This window comes from Micromonospora sp. RHAY321, from assembly GCF_023896955.1.
In the GTDB taxonomy this organism is placed as follows: domain Bacteria; phylum Actinomycetota; class Actinomycetes; order Mycobacteriales; family Micromonosporaceae; genus Micromonospora.
The window spans coordinates 79,251-98,257 of the sequence record NZ_JAMHIW010000005.1; the positions used below are offsets into that span (position 1 = coordinate 79,251).

The window sequence follows — 19,007 nt, forward strand, 5'->3', positions numbered from 1 at the left end:
CCCGGGGCCGCCGAGTGAGCGCGTCCGGGTTTCTCCGGGTGCTGGCGGTGGACGACGAGCCGCCGGCGCTCGACGAGCTGGCGTACCACCTGCGGGCCGACCCCCGGGTGGCCCGGTTGCACACCGCCGGGGACGCCACCGAGGCGCTGCGGCTGCTGCGCGACGGTGACGTGGACGTGGTCTTCCTCGACATCCGGATGCCCGGGCTGGACGGCATGGAGCTGGCCCGGGTGCTGCGCCGGTTCGCACGGCCACCGGCGATCGTCTTCGTCACCGCGTACGACGACGGGGCGGTGGACGCCTTCGACCTGGGGGCGACGGACTACGTGCGCAAGCCGGTGCGCGCCGAGCGGCTGGCCGAGTCCCTGCGCCGGGTGATCGGCTCGCGGGTCGTCCCCTCGCATCCGGCGGCGCTCGCCCGGGCCGAGGAGGACCCGACCATCCCGATCGAGCTGGCCGGCACCACCCGGATGCTGCCCCGCTCGGCGGTGCGCTGGGTGGAGGCGCAGGGGGACTACGCCCGGTTGCACACCGCCGAGGGGTCGCACCTGGTGCGGGTCTCACTCGCCACGCTCGCGGAGCGGTGGGCCGACGCCGGTTTCGTCCGGGTGCACCGCTCGTACCTGGTGCAGTTGAAGTTGATCGCGGAACTGCGACTGGTCAACTCCGGCTACGTGGTGGTGATCGACGCTACCGAACTGCCGGTGAGCCGCCGGCACACCCGGGAGCTGAAGGACAAGCTCGTCAGAGCGGCGAAACAGGACTGGAATCGCTGAGCCGGGAATGGAACGACAACTTCCGTACGTTGTACGCTAGTCCGTACGACTTCCGGGAGGCCGCCGTGTCCGCTCCGTTCGACGCCGAGACCGAGTTCGACCGTCAACTCGACCGACTGGTGCAGTTGGGCTACCCCGCCCTCGCCGACCTGACCGAGGCCGCCTTCCGCGACCTGGTCGCACCGCTGCGAGCCAGGGCGGTCGAAGGCTCCGCCGGCCTGCCCGCGCCCACCGAGCCCCGGGTGCCGTTCCTGCTCGTCACCACGCGCGACCTGATCGGCGTGGAGGCGCGGCTGGAGCTCACCACCCTGGCCGGCAAGCGCAAGCCGGGCTTCCTCGACCGGCACTACGCCGAGGATGACCTGCCGCGCTTCGACCCGATCAAGGAGCTGGAGGTGCCGGACGGGCCGGCGTACCTGCTCTTCGACGTCGACCGGGGCGAGGAGTTCCGCAACCTGGCACCGGCCACCGCGATGGAAGGGATCACCGCTCAGGGCCGGCTGCCGCTCACCATCGACGAGGGGCTCGCCTTCATCACGCTGTACCCGGCCGCGCTGGCCAGCAACAGGTGCTTCTCGCTGGTCGGCTCCCGGTGCGGCGACAAGCGGGTGCCGGCGCTCTGGATCAGCCAGGGCGCACCGAAGTTGGGCTGGTGCTGGTACGGCAACCCGCACACCTGGCTCGGCTCCGCCTCGGCCCGGCCGGAGCGCAGCGGACTGGAGTGATCCGTTGACGGGTCGACGACGCGGGGCCGGTGGCACTCCCACCGGCCCCGCTTCGCGTCCGGAGGCGGCACGAGGTTCTTCCACGGGTTATCCACAGGGGTGACTCGTTCTCCACAGGTTATTCACAATGCCACCCACTGATCTCCACGCCGGCTCCCTACAGTCAGGGCCCATGAGGGAACGCCGGGTACTGGTCGTCGAGGACGAACGAACCATCGCCGAGTCGGTCGCCGCACGACTGGGCGCCGAGGGATTCGCCGTGGAGATCGCGGCGGACGGTCCCAGCGCGGTCGAGCGGTTCCGGACCGGACAGCCGGATCTCGTCGTCCTCGACGTGATGCTTCCCGGCTTCGACGGCTTGGAGGTGTGCCGCAGGATCCAGGCCGTCCGGCCGGTGCCGGTGCTGATGCTCACCGCCCGGGACGACGAGACGGATCTGCTGGTGGGGCTCGCGGTCGGCGCGGACGACTACCTCACCAAGCCGTTCTCGATGCGGGAACTGGCCGCCCGGGTGCACGTCCTGCTGCGTCGGGTGGAACGGGCCGCCGCGCCCGTGCCACCCGCCATCCACCTCGGCGACATCGAGATCAACGAGGCCGAGCGGCGGGTCCGCCGGGCCGGCGCGGACGTGCACCTCACGCCGACCGAGTTCGACCTGCTCGTCCACTTCGCCGGGCGGCCCCGCACGGTGCTCCCCCGCGAGCGGTTGCTCGCCGACGTCTGGGGGTGGGCCGAGGGGAGCGGCACCCGCACGGTGGACAGCCACGTCAAGGCACTACGCCGCAAGCTGGGCGCCGACCTCATCCGCACCGTGCACGGGGTCGGCTACGCACTGGAGGTGTCGTCCTGAGCGCCGTCCTGCTCGCCCGCCTCGACCGGGTGCTGGAGCTGCTGCCCCGCCCGCTGGATCCGGTGCGCTCCATCAAGCTGAAACTGGGCGTCCTGCTGGTCGCCTCCGGCGCGGCCGGGCTGGCGTACTTCTCGTACGGCATCGGCTGGCCACCGCCGGTGACCTCGGCGACCGCCATCGCCGTCGCCCTGCTCACCTCGCAGGTGCTCGCCCACGGCATGACCTCACCGCTGCGGGAGATGACGGCGGCCGCCGGCGCGATGGCCCGGGGCGACTACACCCGCCGCGTACGCGCCACCTCCCGTGACGAGGTCGGTGAGCTGGCCCAGGCGTTCAACAAGATGGCCGAGGACCTGCACGCCGCCGACCAGCGCCGACGGGAGCTGATCGCGAACGTCTCCCACGAGCTGCGTACGCCGATCACCGCGTTGCAGGGCGTGCTGGAGAACATGGTGGACGGTGTGGCCGCGCCCGAACCCGCGGCACTGCGCTCGGCGCTGTCCCAGACCGAGCGGCTCGGCCACCTCGTCGCCGACCTGCTCGACCTGTCCCGCCTCGACGCCGGGGTGGTCCCGCTGCGACGGGTCCGCATCGACGTCGGGGACTTCCTCGACGAGGCGGTGGAGCACGCCACCGCGAGCGCGAGCGGCGCCGGCCTGGACGTGCACTTCCGGCTCCGCGAGCTGGCGACGCCGCTGACCGTGCACGCGGACCCGTGGCGGCTGCACCAGGTGTTCGCGAACCTGCTCGACAACGCCGCGCGGCACAGCCCGGCCGGCGGCACCGTACGGGTGAGCGCGGAGGAGCAGGCCGGCCAGCTCCGCTTCGAGGTGAGCGACGAGGGCCAGGGGATCCCACCGGCCGAGCGCTCCCGGGTGTTCGAACGGTTCACCCGCGGCGACCGGTCGGCCGGCGGCGGGACCGGACTCGGCCTGGCCATCGCCCGGTGGGTGGTGGAACTGCACGGCGGCCGCATCCGGGTCCTCGACCCCGCCGGACCGTCCGCGGGCCCCCAGCCCGGCTGTCGAATCCAGGTCACCATCCCCAGCGACGGACCACTTCGAGAAGAGGCCGCATGACCAGCCCCGGCAGTACGCAGGTCCCGCCCACCGGTCCGAGAATGCCGGCTCCCGCTGCGGCTGGCCCGCCCTGGGCCGGGCCCGGACCGGCACTCCCGCCGGCGGGTGGCCGGCCCCAACCCTGGCCCGCGCCGCCGGTCGGGCCCCGGCCACCGTCGCTGCTCCAACGTCGTTGGCCGGGGCCGTCCGGCGCCGCCCACCCGCTGGTCCTGGGCGCGCTGACGGCGGCTGCCGCGATCGGTGCCTCGGCGCTGCCGATGGTCCGCCCCGGCGTCGGCTGGCTGGTCGCCGCGCTGGCCGCCACCGTCGCCCTCGTCACCGCCGGAGTCGCCCGACGCGGGACGAACCTCCCGGCGGGCGTGCCGCAGCAAGCCGGCTCAGGCACGGCAGCAGGCGTCCCGGCGACGCCGGCCGGGGCACCGGAGGCGACCGCCGCCGCCCCGGCCACCGCGGCGCCGCCCACGACCGCCGCACCCGGCCCGACCGCCAGCACCCCCACGACCGCCGCAGCGCCGACCTCACCCCCGACTCCGCCCACGACCGCAGGGCCGCCCACGACCGCCGGGCCGCCCACGACCGCCGGGCCGGCCACGACGGATGCGGCGGCCACCACCCGTCCCGGTGCCACGGGGGCACCGGGGCGGGTGGCGCAGGTCGCCTGGGCCGCCGCCACCGTCGCGCTGGTCGCGGTCGGCTCGGTCCGCGCCGCGGGCTGGCTCTTCGTGTTGTGCCTCATCGCCGCCGCGGTCACCGCGACGCTCGCGGTGACCGGTGGGCGAAGCCCGTTCGGGATGCTGCTGGCCGCCACGCTGCCGCCGGCAGCCACCTTCCGTGCGCTCCCCTGGGCGGTACGCGGACTGCGCCGTACGCGGTCGGCCGGCCCCGGGGTCGGGCGGATCCTGACCAGCCTCGCGGTCTCGGCCGGGCTGCTGACGCTGTTCGGTCTGCTCTTCTCCTCCGCCGACGCGGTCTTCGCCGACCTGCTCTCCGGTCTGCTGCCCGACATCTCACCGGCCGGTGTCCTGGGCTGGCTGGTCCGCCTGCTGTTGATCGGCACGGGCCTGCTCGGCTGCGCGTACCTGGTCAGCCGTCCACCCGACCTGGAAGGGCTGCGGGCGGCGCCGACCAGACCGGCGCACCGGCTGGAGTGGATCCTCCCGCTGGCGCTGCTCGACGCCCTCTTCGCCGCGTTCGTGCTGGTCCAGTTGACGGTGTTCTTCGGCGGCGCGGGTCACGTGCTGCGGACGGCGGGGCTCACCTACGCCCAGTACGCGCGCGGCGGGTTCTGGCAACTGCTCGCCGTCACCGCGCTCACGCTGCTGGTGATCGCGGTCGCCGCCCGCCGGGCACCGCGGGCGACGCGGGCCGACCGGCTGGTGGTCCGCACCCTGCTCGGCACGCTCACCGTGCTGAGCCTGGTCGTCGTCGCCTCCGCCCTCTACCGGATGCAGGTCTACGCCGACGCGTACGGTGCCACCCGCCTCAGGCTCGTCGTGGCGACCGTCGAGCTGTGGTTGGGCCTGCTCTTCGTCCTGGTCGGGGTGGCCGTGGTGCGGCTGCGGGCCGACTGGCTGCCCCGGCTGGTGGTCGGCACGGCGGTGCTGGCGCTGCTCGGGTTGGCCCTGGTGAACCCCGATCGGCTGATCGCCGACCGGAACGTCGACCGGTACCTGGAGACCGGCCGGCTGGACGTCGGGTACGTCTCCCGGCTGTCGGCCGACGCCGTGCCGGCGCTGAACCGGCTGCCCGAGCCGATGCGGACGTGCGCGCTGCGGGAGATCGCCGCCGAGTTGCCCCGGGACGGCCTCTGGGCGGCGAACCTCGGCCGGGAGCGGGCACGGCGCGAACTGGAACCGACGACGGCGACCGCCATGGCGGTGGACTGTCCCGGTCCGCGGCGGTGGTGAGCGGGACCGCTTGACAATCCCGCAGGGCGGGCGAGACTGCCGGGGTGGCCAAGCAACTCCCTGACGTGGGGTCGGGCGGTGCGGTACCGCCGCCCCGGCGGACCCGGATCGTGCTGGCCGAGATCACCCGACCGGACAGCCGGGCCGAGCGGACCCGCACCGAGCTGGCTCAGCAGACCCAGGTCGGCGAGGCGCTGGTCCGCGGCCTGGTCCGGGCGCAGCTCGCTCTGGCGCTGCGGCTCTCGCTGGTGGTGGCGATCGGGCTCGGCGGGCTGCCCTGGCTGTTCGCCATCGCGCCGTCGCTGGGCCGGACCACCGTCGCCGGCGTCAACCTGCCCTGGCTGCTGCTCGGTGTGGCCTCCTTCCCGTTCCTGATCGCGGTGGGCTGGGCGTACGTGCGGCTGGCCGAGCGCAACGAACAGGACTTCACCGACCTGGTGCAGCGGCCGGAGCGCTGAGGTGGGCAACGACTACGTGGTCCCGGCCATCGTCGCGGTCACCCTGGTCACCGTGGGGATCGGCTTCTACGGGCTGCGGCTGGCCCGGACCACCTCCGATTTCCTGGTCGCCTCCCGGGCGATCAGTCCGACCTGGAACGCCGCCGCGATCGGCGGGGAGTACCTGTCGGCGGCGAGTTTCCTCGGCATCGCCGGCCTGGTCCTCAAGTACGGCGTGGACGTGCTCTGGTATCCGGTCGGCTTCGCGGCCGGCTACCTGGCGCTGCTGCTCTTCGTGGCCGCGCCGCTGCGTCGCTCCGGCGCGTTCACCCTGCCCGACTTCTGCGAGCTACGGCTGGGCTCCCGCCGGCTGCGCATCCTGGCCACCGCGTTCGTGATCTTCATCGGGTGGCTCTACCTGGTGCCGCAACTACAGGGCGCCGGGCTCACCCTGGCGACGGTGGCCGGCTCCCCGTACCCGGTCGGTGCCCTGCTGGTGGCCGCCGTCGTCACCGCGAACGTGGCGCTCGGCGGGATGCGCGCCATCACCTTCGTCCAGGCGTTCCAGTACTGGCTCAAGCTGACGGCGCTCGCCGTACCGGCGATCTTCCTGGCGTTGCAGTGGCAGGCCGACGCCCGGCCCGCGGTGACCCCGCCCGACGGGCCGACGTTCCGGACCGCGACCACCGTCGTGGTCGAGCACCGCGCGACCCTCACCCTGCCCGACGGTGACATCCGGGAGGTACGCCCCGGCGACGAGCTGACCTTCGCCGCCGGCGACCCGGTGCCGGAGGTGTCCGGGGTGGCGAACGACGCCAGCGACTGGCTGCTGCCCAGCGCGGCCGGCGACGACGACCGGGGCCTGTTCGCCACGTACTCCCTGATCCTGGCCACCTTCCTGGGCACCATGGGCCTGCCGCACGTGCTGGTCCGCTTCTACACGAACCCCGACGGCGCCGCCGCACGCCGGACCACCCTCGTCGTGCTGGCCCTGGTCGGTGCGTTCTATCTGCTGCCCACCCTGTACGGGGTGCTCGGCCGGATCTACACCCCGCAACTGCTGATCAGTGGGCAGACCGACGCGGTGGTGGTGCTGCTGCCCGGCGCGGCCCTCGGCGACGGGCTGGCCGGGCGGCTGCTCGCCGCGCTGGTCGCGGCGGGCGCGTTCGCGGCGTTCCTGTCCACCTCGTCCGGGCTGCTGACCAGCGTCGCGGGCGTGATCTCCACGGACGTGCTCGGCCGGGGCTCGGTGCGCGGCTTCCGGCTGGCCACGGTGATCGCCGGTGGCGTGCCGGCGGTGCTGGCGCTCAACGTCTCGGGGCTGGACGTGTCGCAGGTGGTCGGGCTGGCCTTCGCCGTCGCCGCGTCGAGCTTCTGCCCGCTGCTCGTGCTTGGGATCTGGTGGCGCGGGCTGACCGACCTGGGCGCCGCCGCCGGGGTGCTGGTGGGCGGCGGCGCGGCGATCGGCGCGGTGCTCGTGACGGTGCTCGGCGCGCCGCTGTCCGGCTGGCCGGCCACGCTCATCGCGCAGCCGGCCGCCTGGACGGTGCCCCTGGCCTTCATCGTGATGGTCGCGGTGTCGGTTGCGACCCGCCGGCGGGCTCCCGCCGACGTCGCCGCCACCATGCTCCGCCTGCACACCCCCGAGGCCCTCCGCCTGTGACGATTCGTCGCTGTCAGCAGGAGTCGGTGCCGAGGCACAGTCGATCGGCCACCCGTTGCGCCACCTGCCGGATGTCCGCCTGGCCGGTCAGGGTGTCCAGCCACACCTCGGCGACCAGGTCGCCCTGCCGGACGAAGAGCGTGTGGCTGACCACGCCCTGGGCGTTGAACCTGATCAGAAGCGAGCCGTCTCCGACGAATCCGGAGTCGAGAATCGACAGCGAACTCCGCTGACCGTCCGGTTCGCATTGGCTCACCGTCCGCCGGACCCAGTCCATGGTCGCCTTCGCGCCGTCGGCGGAGTATCGCCGCACCCGCTCGACGACCGTCGACTCGACGGGTTTGCTGAACACCGCCCCCCGCTCGGCTCGCTGCTTCGCCGTCGGGGTCGGCGTATCGGCGCAGACGTACATGGCGGCAAAGTCGAACGACCAGTCACCATCCATGTCACTGCCGTCCGCCCGGTAGCCGGACGGCAGGTCCGACGCGCGCAGCAGCGCCGCCGTCGGGATGGCGGGGCTGGTGGAACCGGTCGTCGACCGGCCATCGGCCGTCGACGGGCTCGACGGTGGCGCGGCCGGGTCGGTGCCGGTTGGCGGCGGCGGAGACGGGGTCGGTGTCGGGGTGGCCGACGGCGCGGGTGTCGGGGTGGGCGATCCGGTGGCCGGCAGCACCGGGGTCGGCGCCGCATCCGGGCCGCCGGCCAGGGCCATCGCACCGGTGGCCACCACCGCCACCGCGACCGCGCCGGCGAGCACCGCAGCGACCCTCGTCCGGCGGATACGCCGCCGGCCACGCTCACGCACCTGCTCGGTCGGGGCCCAGGTCAGGTGCTCGGTGTCGCGGTACATGTCGGTGAAGAGCTGATCAGGCATTGCTGACCTCCTCGGGGAGGGTGGTGCCGAGCAGAGGGGCGAGGGCGTTGCGACCCCGTGCGAGCCGAGCCTTGACGGTGCCGACCGGAACACCGACCTGGGTCGCGATGTCCGCGACGGAGAGGTCCGCCAGGTGATGCAGGACGATCGCCTCGCGCTGCTCGGGCGACAACCGGCGTAACGCCGCCACGAGGGCGACGGTGTTCTCCGACGGTGGCCCCGCCACGGTGGGTGGGCCGTGCCGCCGGTGGGCGGTGATCCCGTTGCGGATCTTGCGCCAGCGGTTCTGCAGGAGACGGTGGCCGACGACGCGTACCCACGCCTCCGGGTCGTCGTAATCGGCGATGCGCTGCCAGCGCTGCCAGGCCCGTACGTACGCCTCCTGCGCGGCGTCCTGCGCCTCGTGGAGGTCGCCACCGAGCGCGTACAGCACGGTGACGACCCGATGTCTGGTGGCTCGATAGAACTCCTCGAACCCCTCGTCCTTCTCCACTGGTCCCTCCCCGTGTCGCTTCTGCCACTGTCACCCGCCAGGACGACGGCCGGTTGCCTCCGGGGCGAACACGGCGTGCCGTTCATCGCGCGGCCGCGTACGTCTCGGGGAGGAGGACGGGTCCGCCCCACGCCGGAGGGCGGAACTGGCGATCGACGGATAGCGTCGGCGCATGACTGTTGAGCAACCCGCGCTCGCGCTGCGTGGCCTGGCCAAGCGGTTCGACGGCACGATCGCGGTGGCCGGCGTCGACCTCGATGTCCCCGCGGGCTCCTTCTACGGCCTGCTCGGGCCGAACGGTGCCGGCAAGACCACCACCCTGTCGATGGCGGTGGGGTTGTTGCGGCCCGACGCCGGCTCGGCCTGGGTGCTCGGCCACGACGTGTGGCGGGACCCGGTCACCGCCAAGCGGCTGCTCGGTGTGATGCCCGACGGGGTGCGGCTGTTCGACCGGCTGACCGGGGCGGAGCTGCTGGCGTACAACGGTCTGCTGCGCGGCATGGACCCGGCGGTGGTCGACCAGCGGGCCGCGGAACTGCTGGACGTGCTGGCGCTCGGCGATGCCGGCCGGACGCTGGTGGTGGACTACTCGGCGGGCATGAAGAAGAAGATCGGCCTGGCGTGTGCGCTGCTGCACGGCCCCCGGGTGCTGGTGCTGGACGAGCCGTTCGAGGCGGTCGACCCGGTCTCCGCCGCGCTGATCCGCGACATCCTCACCCGGTACGCGGCCGGTGGCGGCACGGTGGTGTTCTCCAGTCACGTCATGGAGGTCGTCGAGCGCCTCTGCTCGCACGTGGCGATCCTCGCCGCGGGCACCATCAAGCGGGTGGGCACGATCGCGGAGGTACGCGGCGACCGCTCGCTCGAGCAGGTCTTCGTCGAGGTGGTCGGCGGCCGCACGGCCACCGGTGAGGAGCTGTCGTGGCTCTCCCAGTGAGCGCCGCGACCGTGCCCGCCGGGCCGGTCCGCGCCGTCTCCGCCCGACACTTCATGCGGCTCAAGCTGCGGGTGATGGGCAACAACTTCCGGGGGCAGGGCTGGCGGATCGCGCTGTTCGTCGGCGGCGCGCTGGTCGGGCTGTGGTTCGCCGTCGGCGGTTTCTTCCTCTTCGCGGCGCCCGGCATCACGGGCGACGGCCGGTACGCGGTGCTGGTCGCGGCGGCCGGTGGCGGGCTGCTGGTGCTCGGCTGGCTGTTGCTGCCGCTGGTCTTCTTCGGTGTGGACGAGACTCTGGATCCGGCCCGGTTCGCGCTGCTGCCGCTGCCCCGCCGCACGCTGGTCACCGGCCTGTTCGCCGCGGCCCTGATCAGTGTGCCGGTGCTGGCGGTGCTGATCGCGTCGCTGGGCCTGGTGCTCACCGCCTGGGCGCTGGGTGGTTGGTCCGCCGCTCTGGTGGCCGTGGTCGGCGTGCTCGGTGGGCTGCTGCTCTGCGTCGCCGCCAGCCGGGCGGTGACCAGTGCCTTCGCCACGATGCTGCGGTCCCGACGCGTGCGCGACCTGGCGGCCGTCCTGCTGGCGGTGGTCGCCGCGCTGCTCGGCCCGTTGCAGGTCTTCGGCCTCGCCGCGCTGCGCGAGACGGACTGGACGCGGTTGACCGGTGTGGCGACCGTGATCGGCTGGACGCCGTTCGGCGCGCCGTGGACCGCCGGGATCGACGTGGCCCAGGGTCGCGTGTGGGCGGCTCCGGTCAAGCTGCTGATCACGGTGGTGGCGCTCGGCGCCCTGCTGGCCTGGTGGTCGCGGTCGCTGGAGTCGGCGATGGTGGGCGCGGCGAGCGCCGGCAAGGCACCCGCCCGTCGGGGCGCCACCGGTGGCGCCGTCGCTCAACTGTTTCCCCGGGTTGCCGGCTGGGCGCGGCGGGACCGGTTCGGTGCGCTGGTCGCCCGGGAGACCCGCTACTGGTGGCGGGACGCCCGCCGCCGGGCCAACCTGATCACGATCGCGGTGGTCGGCATCTTCGTACCCGTGATGATCAACCTGGGTGGCGCGGGCTTCGCGGCCGACAACGAGCAGGGCCTGACGACGGGCGCCAGCGACAGCTCACCGGTCCTGGTGACCCTCTCCATGCTCTTCGTCGGTGTGCTCGCCTCGGTCACCCTGGCCAACCAGTTCGGCTTCGACGGCAGCGCGTACGCCGTGAACGTGGTGGCCGGGGTGCCCGGCCGGGTGGAGCTGCGCGCCCGGATGACGGCCTTCTCGCTGTACGTGCTGCCGATGCTGGCGGTCGTCGCGGTGGTCCTGTCGGCGGTGCTGGGCCGACCGGGCTGGATCGGGTTGACGGCCGGCACGCTGGCCGCCACCTACGGTGCCGGGTTGGCGGTGAACAGCTACGTCTCGGTGCTCGGGGCGTACTCCCTGCCGGAGACGAGCAACCCGTTCGCGATGAACAGCGGCGCAGGCGTGGCGAAGGGCCTGCTCACCCTGCTTGCCATGGTCGTCTCGGCGATCGTCGCGGTCCCGATGGTGGTCGCGGCGGCGCTGCTCGGTGACGCCTGGCTGTGGTTGGCCCTTCCGGTCGGGGTGGCGTACGGGCTGGGCGCGGCGTTGCTGGGCGCGTACCTGGCCGGTGACGTGCTCGACCGACGCCAGCCGGAGCTGCTCGCCACCGTCACCCCGCGCCGCTGAGACCGCACCCCGCCGGCCTCGGCGTCCGGTCGGCTCCGGCCGAACCCCGGCAGCGCCCGCCGACCGCCCGTTATGGTGCGTTCATCCGGGGCAGGGAGGCAGTCGTGAACTCGCACACCCGCTACCGCAGCGTGGTCGTCGACGGACTTTCCATCTTCTACCGGGAGGCCGGTGCGCCGGATGCGCCCGTGCTGCTGCTCCTGCACGGCTTTCCGTCCTCGTCGCGGATGTTCGAGCCGCTGTTCGGCCGGCTCGCCGACCGGTTCCGGCTGATCGCGCCCGACTATCCGGGGTTCGGGCACAGCGACGCCCCGGACCCACGGTCCTTCCCCTACACGTTCGACCGGATCGCCGAGATGATGTCGCGGTTCGCCGCCACACTCGGCGTCGAGCGGTACCTGCTCTACGTTCAGGACTACGGCGGCCCGGTGGGATTCCGGATGGCCCTCGCGGACCCGGGTCGGCTGCTCGGCCTCGTGGTGCAGAACGCCGTCGCCCACGACACGGGGCTCGGCCCGCTCTGGGCGACCCGCCGGGCCTTCTGGCAGGACCGGGCCGGGCACGAGGCGGCCGTGCGGGAGAACGTCCTCTCGCTGACGGCGATCCGAACCCGGCACGTCGGCGACGATCCCGACCCCGAGCGGTACGACCCCGACCTGTGGGCCGACGAGCACGCCTTCCTCAGCCGCCCCGGTGAGATCGAGATCCAGTTGGACCTGCAGTACGACTACCGCACCAACGTGGCCTCGTACCCGATCTGGCAGGACTGGCTCCGCCGGACCAGGCCGCCGCTGCTGGTCGTCTGGGGTCGACATGACACGTCGTTCGAGATCAGCGAGCCGGAGGCGTACCGGAACGACGTCCCGGAAGCGGAGGTGCACCTGCTCGACGGCGGGCACTTCGTGCTCGACACGCAGGCGGACGAGGTGGCGACGCTGGTCCGGACCTTCGCCGGCCGGGTCCTCAAGGCGGGGTGACGGGGTCACAATGTTTCACGTGAATCATGAGCCGGGTGCCGAGATCCACCACACCGATCCGTTCGCGGTGCCGACCGGGCAGCGGTCGCCGGTCCGCCGGCTGCGGGGTCGACTCGCCTCTCCGGTGACCCTCTGGACGGCACCCGGCCCGGCCGGGCTGACCGTCTCGTCCACCCTGGTCGCCGAGGGAGAACCCGACCGGCTGCTCGGGCTGATCGACGCGGAGTCCGATCTCTGGGCGGCGGTCGAGGACGCGGGGCGGTTCGCGGTCGCGCCACTCGGCCCGCCGCACCGGCAACTCGCCGACCGGTTCGCCGGCCTCTTCCCCTCCCCGGGTGGGCTCTTCGCGGCCGGGGTGTGGACCGACACCCCGTACGGGCCGGTCCCGGCGGACGCCGGCGGCTGGGTCGGCTGCCGGCTGGACACCGCCCGGGAGTACGGCTGGGCGCTGCTGGTGGAGGCCACGATCGAGGCGGTCGACCTGGCCGAGGACGCCAGCCCGCTGCTGCACTACCGCGGTCGCTACCACGAACTGCCGGGCTGACCGGGCGGCCCGACGGGCAGCCACCTCCACCGACCGGTCACCGGAGTGACCTGGGTCACTCGGCGCAGCCAGCCAACCGCTCGGCGCACTCGCCGACCGGCGTCGATCTCGGCCTTCCCCGGCGGGGAGCGTGCTCTCTACGGTGCGCGAAACTCCCCCGACGCCTGTGAAGGTGGTGATCCACAGATGTCCACGGACACACCCGCGCCGACCGCTTCCCAACCGGACAAGTATCTGGCCGTACAACGGTCGGACGAGTTCGCCGGGCTGCGGCGCGCGCTGCGCGGCTTCGTCTTCCCGATGACCGTCGCGTTCTTCCTGTGGTATGCGCTCTACGTCATTCTCTCCGCGTACGCCCGGGACTTCATGGGCACGAAGCTCTTCGGCAGCAACATCAACATTGCGCTGATCTTCGGCCTGCTCCAGTTCGTGTCCACGTTCGTCATCGCCTGGCTCTACTCGCGGTACGCGGACCGGAAGATCGACCCGGTTGCCGACCGGATCCGCGCCGAGATCGGGGAGGTGAACCATGAGAATGGTCCTCGCGGCTGAGGCGGGTAACCACACCGCCCGCAACCTGACCATCACTCTCTTCCTGGTCTTCGTGGCGGTGACGCTGGCCATCACGATCTGGGCCAGCCGGCAGACCAAGACGGCGACCGACTTCTACGCGGGCGGCCGGTCCTTCTCCGGCTTCCAGAACGGCATGGCGATCGGTGGCGACTACATGTCGGCCGCCTCGTTCCTCGGCATCGCCGGCATCATCGCGCTCTACGGCTACGACGGCTTCCTCTACTCGATCGGCTTCCTGGTCGCCTGGCTGGTGGCCCTGCTGCTGGTCGCGGAGCTGCTGCGCAACTCCGGCCGCTACACGATGGCCGACGTGCTGGCGTTCCGGATGCGCCAGCGCCCGGTGCGTACGGCGGCGGCGGTCTCCACGATCACCGTCTCGATCTTCTACCTGCTGGCCCAGATGGTGGGCGCCGGCGCGCTGGTCGCGCTGCTGCTCGGCATCCGGCCGGGGACGACCTTCCTCGGCATGGACGCGGCCACCGCCAAGGTGGCCACCATCATCATGGTCGGCGCCCTGATGATCATCTACGTCACCGTGGGCGGCATGAAGGGCACCACCTACGTGCAGATCGTCAAGGCGTTCCTGCTGATGGGCGGCGCGCTGGTGATGACCCTGCTGGTGCTGGCGAAGTACAAGTTCAACCTGTCGTCGCTGCTCGGCGACGCCGCCGCCTCCTCCGGCAAGGGCAGCGCGTTCCTCGAACCAGGGTTGCGGTACGGCGTCGAGGTCGCCGGCAACGCGACACAGACCTTCTACAACAAGGTCGACCTGCTCTCCCTCGGCATCGCCCTGGTCCTCGGCACCGCCGGTCTGCCGCACATCCTGATCCGCTTCTACACCGTGCCGACCGCCAAGGCGGCCCGGAAGAGCGTGCTCTGGGCGATCGGCATCATCGGCAGCTTCTACCTGCTCACCCTTGCCCTCGGATTCGGCGCCGCGGCGCTGGTGGGCAGCGAGGCGATCACCGCCCAGGACAAGGCCGGCAACACGGCCGCGCCGCAGCTCGCCGAGGCGCTCGGCATCGACTTCCTCGGCGGGGATCTCGGTGGGGCGGCCCTGCTGGCGATCATCGCGGCGGTCGCCTTCGCCACGATCCTGGCGGTGGTCGCCGGGTTGACCCTGGCCTCGTCTTCCAGCCTGGCGCACGACTTCTACGCGAACGTCATGAAGCGGGGTGAGGCGTCGGAGCGGCAGGAGGTACGGGTCGCCCGGATCTCCGCCCTGGTGATCGGCGCGGTCTCGATCGCCCTGTCGATCTTCGCGCAGAACCTGAACGTGGCGTTCCTCGTGGCGCTGGCGTTCGCGGTGGCCGCCTCGGGCAACCTGCCGGCGATCCTCTACAGCCTCTTCTGGCGGCGGTTCAACACCTCCGGAGCGGTGTGGGCGATCTACGGCGGGCTTCTCTCGGCCGTACTGCTGGTGTTCTTCTCGCCGGTGGTCTCCGGGGCGGCGACCTCGATGTTCCCGGATCACGACTGGCAGTGGTTCCCGCTGTCCAACCCGGGCATCCTCTCCATCCCGTTCGGCTTCCTCTGCGGATGGATCGGCACCATCATCTCGAAGGAGCACGACGAGGAGAAGTACGCCGAGCTGGAGGTCCGCGCCCTCACCGGCTCCGGCGCCCACTGACCGCGGACACCCCTCAGGAGGGGCCCCCTGCACGGCGCCACGCGTCCGCAGGGGGCCCTTCCCCCATTTCGGGGGTCGGTAGGCTGACCGGCATGAAGGTTGCTGAGCGCTTCGGTTCCGGTCACCGCATCCTCGTCACCGGCGGGGCCGGTTTCGTCCCGTCGCACCTGGTGGACGCCCTGATCGCCCGGGGCTGCACGGTCGTGGCGCTGGACAACTTCGTCACCGGCTCCAAGGAGAACGTCGCCCACCTGCTGGACCGGCCAACCTTCACCCTGGTCGAGGCCGACATCTCCGACGGCCTGCCGACCCACCACCCGGCGCTGGCCGAGCGGTTCGACGCGATCCTGCACATGGCCTCGCCGGCCAGCCCCACCGACTTCGCCCAACTGCCGGTGGAGATCCTCCGGGTCGGCTCGGTGGGCACGCTGCACCTGCTGGACCGCGCGGCCGCCGACGGTGCCCGGTTCCTGATGGCCTCCACGTCGGAGGCGTACGGGGACCCGAAGGAGCACCCGCAGCGCGAGACGTACTGGGGCAACGTCAACCCGATCGGCGTCCGCAGCGTCTACGACGAGGCGAAGCGCTTCTCCGAGGCGGCCACCATGGCGTACCACCGCTACCGGGGGCTCGACGCGGCGATCGTGCGGATCTTCAACACGTACGGCCCGCGGATGCGCCCGGACGACGGTCGGGCCATCCCCACCTTCATCTCCCAGGCGCTGCGCGGCGAGCCGATCACCGTGCACGGCACCGGCAACCAGACCCGGTCCATCTGTTTCGTCGAGGACCTGGTGCGGGGCATCCTGCTGCTGCTGGACTCGACCGAGACCGGCCCGGTCAACTGCGGCACCGAGCACGAGCTGACCATGCGGCAACTGGCTGAGTTGATCGTGTCGCTCTCCGGCAGCAGCTCCCAGGTGACCTACATCACCCGCAGCGCCGACGACCCGGAGATGCGCCGCCCCGATCTGACGCTGGCCCGCGAACTGCTCGGATACGAGCCGACCGTGGCGCCCGAAGACGGCCTGCGACGCACGATCGAGTACTTCCGGGCGCGGCTAGGGTAACCAGCCGGCGACGCGCGGTCGGTCGCTGAACGTCACCTGAAGGCGGCAGTGGCCCGCGCTACGTACCCTGAGTTACATGTCAGCGACCTCGTCTGCCGGCGTTCCGCACCCGTACCTGCACCGCAGCGCCGGGCGCGCGTCGGTGCCCGGCCCCGACCGCGGCGCCTCCGGGCGCGCCCGTCCGACCGAGGCGCGTTGGTACCCGTCACCCGACGAGGAGCGGCCCCGGCCGAGCAGCCCGGACGGGCCGAAGGGCCCCGGTGGGCCCGGCGGCCCGGGTGGTGCCGGCGGGCCGGGCCGGCGCGGCCCACGGCCACGCTGGGGGCGGATCGGCCTGGTGGCCGGGGTCGCGGTGCTGGTGCTGGCCCTGCTCGGCGGCATCGGCGCCTGGATGTACGCCCGCAACCTGGACAACGACCTGGCGCGGACCGACCCGTTCGCGCAGATCACCGGCGGCCGGCCGGCCAAGACCGTCGACGGCGCGCTGAACATCCTGCTGGTCGGCAGCGACTCCCGGGATCCGGACGCGCCGGTCGACACGAAGAGCCAGTGGCGGGCCGACACGATCATCGTGATGCACATTCCGTCCGACCATCAGGAGGCGTACCTGGTCTCCATCCCGCGTGACCTCTACGTGCCGATCCCGGAGAGCGCCGGCGCGGAGTGTGGCTCCGGCCAGCGCGCGAAGATCAATGCCGCGTTCGCGTTCGGCGGGCTGCCGCTGGCGGTCCGCACCGTGGAGTGCTTCACCGACGTCCGCATCGACCACGTCATGGCGATCGACTTCGCCGGCTTCAAGCAGGTCACCGACGCGCTCGGCGGGGTCGACCTGAAGGTGGAGCGGACGATCACCTCGATCCACAAGCCGTACCGCACGTTCACCAAGGGCACCAACCACATGGACGGCGCGGAGGCGCTGGACTGGATCCGGCAGCGTAAGCAGTTCCCGGACGGCGACTTCGCGCGGATGCGGCACCAGCAGGAGTTCCTCCGGGCGCTGATGGACAAGGCGGCGAGCACCGGCACGCTGGCCAACCCGAAGAAGCTCAACGACTTCCTCCAGTCGGTGACGGCGGCGGCCACCGTCGACGAGGGCTTCTCGGTGACGGACATGGCACTGCAGTTCCGCAACCTGCGCGGGCAGAATCTCACCTTCGTGACCAGCCCGAACTCCGGCAGCGAGACGATCAACGGCGAGTCGGTGGTGGTCTCCGACCGGGAGAAGGCGCTCGCGATGTACCGGGCCATGTCGGCGGACACCATGGCGGACTGGGTCAAGGCCAACCCACCGAAGGGCACCGCCGGCGGCTGACCGAACCGGGCGGCTGGCCCCGGCGGCCCGGCCCGTGGCGACCGCACGGCCGCCGGACGGTCGACCGCCCGTTCGGGCCATCGAGTGGCGACGATCGACCGACCCTGGTGAAATTGGCGTCCGAATTGACCCGGGATGAACTCGCCAAGTCGAAATGATGTACGTACAGTGGGGCCGCCCCCTCCTGATCACGAGCTGGAGCACGCATGCCGGTTCAGGCCAGCCGTCGCCCTTCCTCCGTCGGGTCCGCCGCGCCCAGCGGCCGGATCGCCGCGTCCATTCCCGTCCAGTCGCGCCCCACGGGCGGCGGACCGGGTGGTCGCCCGCCCGGCGACGGTGGCCGGTCCGGTGGCGGCGGTGGGGCGGCGAAGAAGCGGCCCCGGCGCAAGGATCCGCTCTGGGCGCGACTGACCGTGATCTTCGGTGCCGTGCTGATGCTCAGCAGCGGGGTGGCCATCGTCGGCAGCAAGGTGCTGATCGGCCAGGCGACCGGCGACATCGCGCAGCGCAACCTGCTGGGCGAGGCCGGCAAGTCCGACGCCGAGGGCGGGGCGAGCCTCGACGGCCCGATCGACATGCTGCTGCTCGGGGTGGACGCGCGTGAGCGCTGGGCCGCCGACGATGTCCGCTCGGACAGCATCATCATCCTGCACATCCCGGCTTCGCACGACCAGGCGTACCTGATCTCCATTCCCCGGGACACCGAGGCGCAGATCCCGGCGTTCCCGAAGAGCGGCTTCGCGGGCGGCACCGACAAGATCAATGCCGCCTTCCAGGCGGGCGCTCGCAACGGCGGCGGCTGGGAGGGCGGCGCCCAACTGATGGCGCAGACCATCAAGCGGCTCACCGGGGTCAGCTTCGACGGCGCGGCGATCATCAACTTCGGCGGCTTCAAGAACGTCATCGACACCCTGGGCACGGTGCGGATCTGCGTCACCCAGGAGGTCAAGTCGCTGCACATGTCGTACGTCGACGGCAAGCCCATGTGGAACGCGGACGCCAAGAAGACCGGCAAGTCGATGACCCCGGTGGTGCACAAGAAGGGCTGCCAGGACATGGAGGGCTGGCAGGCGCTCGACTACTCCCGGCAGCGCAAGACCCTCCGCAACGGCGACTACGACCGGCAGCAGAACCAGCAGCAGCTGATCAAGGCGATGGCCAAGAAGGCCACCGACGGCGGCATGCTCACCAACCCGGCAAAGCTCCAGCAGCTGATCAAGGCGGCCGGCAAGGCGTTCGTCCTGGACACCGGCGGGGTGCCGATCGAGGACTTCATCTTCACCATGCGCGGGGTCACCGCGAACGAGCTGAGCATGCTCAAGACCAACAACGGCACGTTCCACGGCAACGGCAACAACCGCGAGGCGTTGAGCGAAGAGACGATGGCCATGTTCCAGGCCGTCAAGCAGGACAAGCTCGCTGAGTTCGTCTTCAACCACCCCGAGGTGATCTCCGGCCGCAAGTGACGGCGG

General features: G+C 72.1%; 17 protein-coding genes and 1 pseudogene. 16 read left to right on the forward strand and 2 right to left on the reverse strand.

Annotated elements, in window-relative coordinates:
- Window positions 1–14: 14 nt before the first annotated feature.
- The 7 genes from M8C17_RS13855 (at window position 15) to M8C17_RS13885 (ending at window position 7,437) form a co-directional block, all read left to right on the forward strand.
- Window positions 15–776, forward strand: coding sequence for a LytTR family DNA-binding domain-containing protein (locus M8C17_RS13855; protein WP_252416860.1), 762 nt, complete (start codon window positions 15–17; stop codon window positions 774–776).
- Between the two features lie 65 nt (window positions 777–841).
- The gene (locus tag M8C17_RS13860) at window positions 842–1,501 is read left to right on the forward strand and encodes a DUF5701 family protein (protein ID WP_252416861.1); all 660 of its coding nucleotides are present in this window, start codon (window positions 842–844) and stop codon (window positions 1,499–1,501) included.
- Window positions 1,502–1,673: 172 nt separating this feature from the next.
- Complete coding sequence (locus M8C17_RS13865) at window positions 1,674–2,351, forward strand: response regulator transcription factor (protein WP_252416862.1); 678 nt, start codon at window positions 1,674–1,676, stop codon at window positions 2,349–2,351.
- A gap of 29 nt (window positions 2,352–2,380) precedes the next feature.
- The gene (locus tag M8C17_RS13870) at window positions 2,381–3,430 is read left to right on the forward strand and encodes a cell wall metabolism sensor histidine kinase WalK (RefSeq protein ID WP_252416863.1); all 1,050 of its coding nucleotides are present in this window, start codon (window positions 2,381–2,383) and stop codon (window positions 3,428–3,430) included.
- Window positions 3,427–5,337 (forward strand): DUF4153 domain-containing protein, encoded by a 1,911-nt coding sequence (locus M8C17_RS13875; protein WP_252416864.1) that lies wholly within the window; start codon window positions 3,427–3,429, stop codon window positions 5,335–5,337. Before M8C17_RS13870 ends, M8C17_RS13875 begins: the two co-directional genes overlap by 4 nt.
- Before the next feature lie 44 nt (window positions 5,338–5,381).
- Complete coding sequence (locus M8C17_RS13880; protein ID WP_252416865.1) at window positions 5,382–5,795, forward strand: hypothetical protein; 414 nt, start codon at window positions 5,382–5,384, stop codon at window positions 5,793–5,795.
- Window position 5,796: 1 nt separating this feature from the next.
- Complete coding sequence (locus tag M8C17_RS13885) at window positions 5,797–7,437, forward strand: cation acetate symporter (RefSeq protein WP_252416866.1); 1,641 nt, start codon at window positions 5,797–5,799, stop codon at window positions 7,435–7,437.
- A gap of 13 nt (window positions 7,438–7,450) precedes the next feature.
- Here the strand turns inward: M8C17_RS13885 and M8C17_RS13890 are convergent, their stop codons facing one another.
- Together M8C17_RS13890 and M8C17_RS13895 are read right to left on the reverse strand one after the other, a co-directional pair.
- Window positions 7,451–8,311 (reverse strand): hypothetical protein, encoded by an 861-nt coding sequence (locus M8C17_RS13890; protein WP_252416867.1) that lies wholly within the window; start codon window positions 8,309–8,311, stop codon window positions 7,451–7,453.
- The gene (locus M8C17_RS13895) at window positions 8,304–8,804 is read right to left on the reverse strand and encodes a SigE family RNA polymerase sigma factor (protein ID WP_252416868.1); all 501 of its coding nucleotides are present in this window, start codon (window positions 8,802–8,804) and stop codon (window positions 8,304–8,306) included. The genes M8C17_RS13890 and M8C17_RS13895 overlap by 8 nt, the downstream gene beginning before the upstream one ends.
- 172 nt (window positions 8,805–8,976) lie before the next feature.
- On the opposite strand from M8C17_RS13895, the gene M8C17_RS13900 reads away from it, so the two are divergent.
- The 9 genes and pseudogenes from M8C17_RS13900 (at window position 8,977) to M8C17_RS13940 (ending at window position 19,001) form a co-directional block, all read left to right on the forward strand.
- Entirely contained in the window at window positions 8,977–9,741 is a 765-nt protein-coding gene (locus M8C17_RS13900; RefSeq protein WP_252416869.1) for an ABC transporter ATP-binding protein, read from the forward strand.
- Window positions 9,726–11,429, forward strand: a complete 1,704-nt coding sequence (locus tag M8C17_RS13905; RefSeq protein WP_374558311.1) for an ABC transporter permease — start codon at window positions 9,726–9,728, stop codon at window positions 11,427–11,429. The genes M8C17_RS13900 and M8C17_RS13905 overlap by 16 nt, the downstream gene beginning before the upstream one ends.
- A 104-nt stretch (window positions 11,430–11,533) precedes the next feature.
- A complete protein-coding gene (locus M8C17_RS13910; RefSeq protein ID WP_252416870.1) occupies window positions 11,534–12,406 on the forward strand; it encodes an alpha/beta fold hydrolase in 873 nt (290 codons plus the stop codon).
- Window positions 12,387–12,950: pseudogene (locus tag M8C17_RS13915) on the forward strand (flavin reductase family protein); the annotation flags it as partial. The gene M8C17_RS13910 and the pseudogene M8C17_RS13915, both read left to right, overlap by 20 nt.
- Window positions 12,951–13,136: 186 nt before the next feature.
- The gene (locus M8C17_RS13920) at window positions 13,137–13,502 is read left to right on the forward strand and encodes a DUF485 domain-containing protein (RefSeq protein ID WP_252416871.1); all 366 of its coding nucleotides are present in this window, start codon (window positions 13,137–13,139) and stop codon (window positions 13,500–13,502) included.
- Window positions 13,480–15,153 (forward strand): cation acetate symporter, encoded by a 1,674-nt coding sequence (locus M8C17_RS13925; RefSeq protein ID WP_252416872.1) that lies wholly within the window; start codon window positions 13,480–13,482, stop codon window positions 15,151–15,153. The genes M8C17_RS13920 and M8C17_RS13925 overlap by 23 nt, the downstream gene beginning before the upstream one ends.
- A 92-nt stretch (window positions 15,154–15,245) precedes the next feature.
- Window positions 15,246–16,223: an NAD-dependent epimerase/dehydratase family protein gene (locus M8C17_RS13930; protein ID WP_252416873.1), complete on the forward strand. Its 978-nt coding sequence runs from the start codon at window positions 15,246–15,248 to the stop codon at window positions 16,221–16,223.
- Between the two features lie 76 nt (window positions 16,224–16,299).
- Window positions 16,300–17,535: an LCP family protein gene (locus tag M8C17_RS13935; protein ID WP_252416874.1), complete on the forward strand. Its 1,236-nt coding sequence runs from the start codon at window positions 16,300–16,302 to the stop codon at window positions 17,533–17,535.
- A 206-nt stretch (window positions 17,536–17,741) separates the two neighbouring features.
- Window positions 17,742–19,001, forward strand: coding sequence for an LCP family protein (locus M8C17_RS13940; protein ID WP_252416875.1), 1,260 nt, complete (start codon window positions 17,742–17,744; stop codon window positions 18,999–19,001).
- The last annotated feature ends 6 nt before the right edge of the window (window positions 19,002–19,007 follow it).

What these genes read in the sequence shown, in the direction of transcription:
- M8C17_RS13865 (WP_252416862.1), top strand. Translation starts at nt 1,674, where the DNA reads ATGAGGGAACGCCGGGTACTGGTCGTCGAGGACGAACGAACCATCGCC.
- M8C17_RS13875 (WP_252416864.1), top strand. Translation starts at nt 3,427, where the DNA reads ATGACCAGCCCCGGCAGTACGCAGGTCCCGCCCACCGGTCCGAGAATG.
- M8C17_RS13890 (WP_252416867.1), bottom strand. Translation starts at nt 8,311, where the DNA reads ATGCCTGATCAGCTCTTCACCGACATGTACCGCGACACCGAGCACCTG.
- M8C17_RS13900 (WP_252416869.1), top strand. Translation starts at nt 8,977, where the DNA reads ATGACTGTTGAGCAACCCGCGCTCGCGCTGCGTGGCCTGGCCAAGCGG.
- M8C17_RS13920 (WP_252416871.1), top strand. Translation starts at nt 13,137, where the DNA reads ATGTCCACGGACACACCCGCGCCGACCGCTTCCCAACCGGACAAGTAT.
- M8C17_RS13925 (WP_252416872.1), top strand. Translation starts at nt 13,480, where the DNA reads ATGAGAATGGTCCTCGCGGCTGAGGCGGGTAACCACACCGCCCGCAAC.
- M8C17_RS13930 (WP_252416873.1), top strand. Translation starts at nt 15,246, where the DNA reads ATGAAGGTTGCTGAGCGCTTCGGTTCCGGTCACCGCATCCTCGTCACC.
- M8C17_RS13935 (WP_252416874.1), top strand. Translation starts at nt 16,300, where the DNA reads ATGTCAGCGACCTCGTCTGCCGGCGTTCCGCACCCGTACCTGCACCGC.
- M8C17_RS13940 (WP_252416875.1), top strand. Translation starts at nt 17,742, where the DNA reads ATGCCGGTTCAGGCCAGCCGTCGCCCTTCCTCCGTCGGGTCCGCCGCG.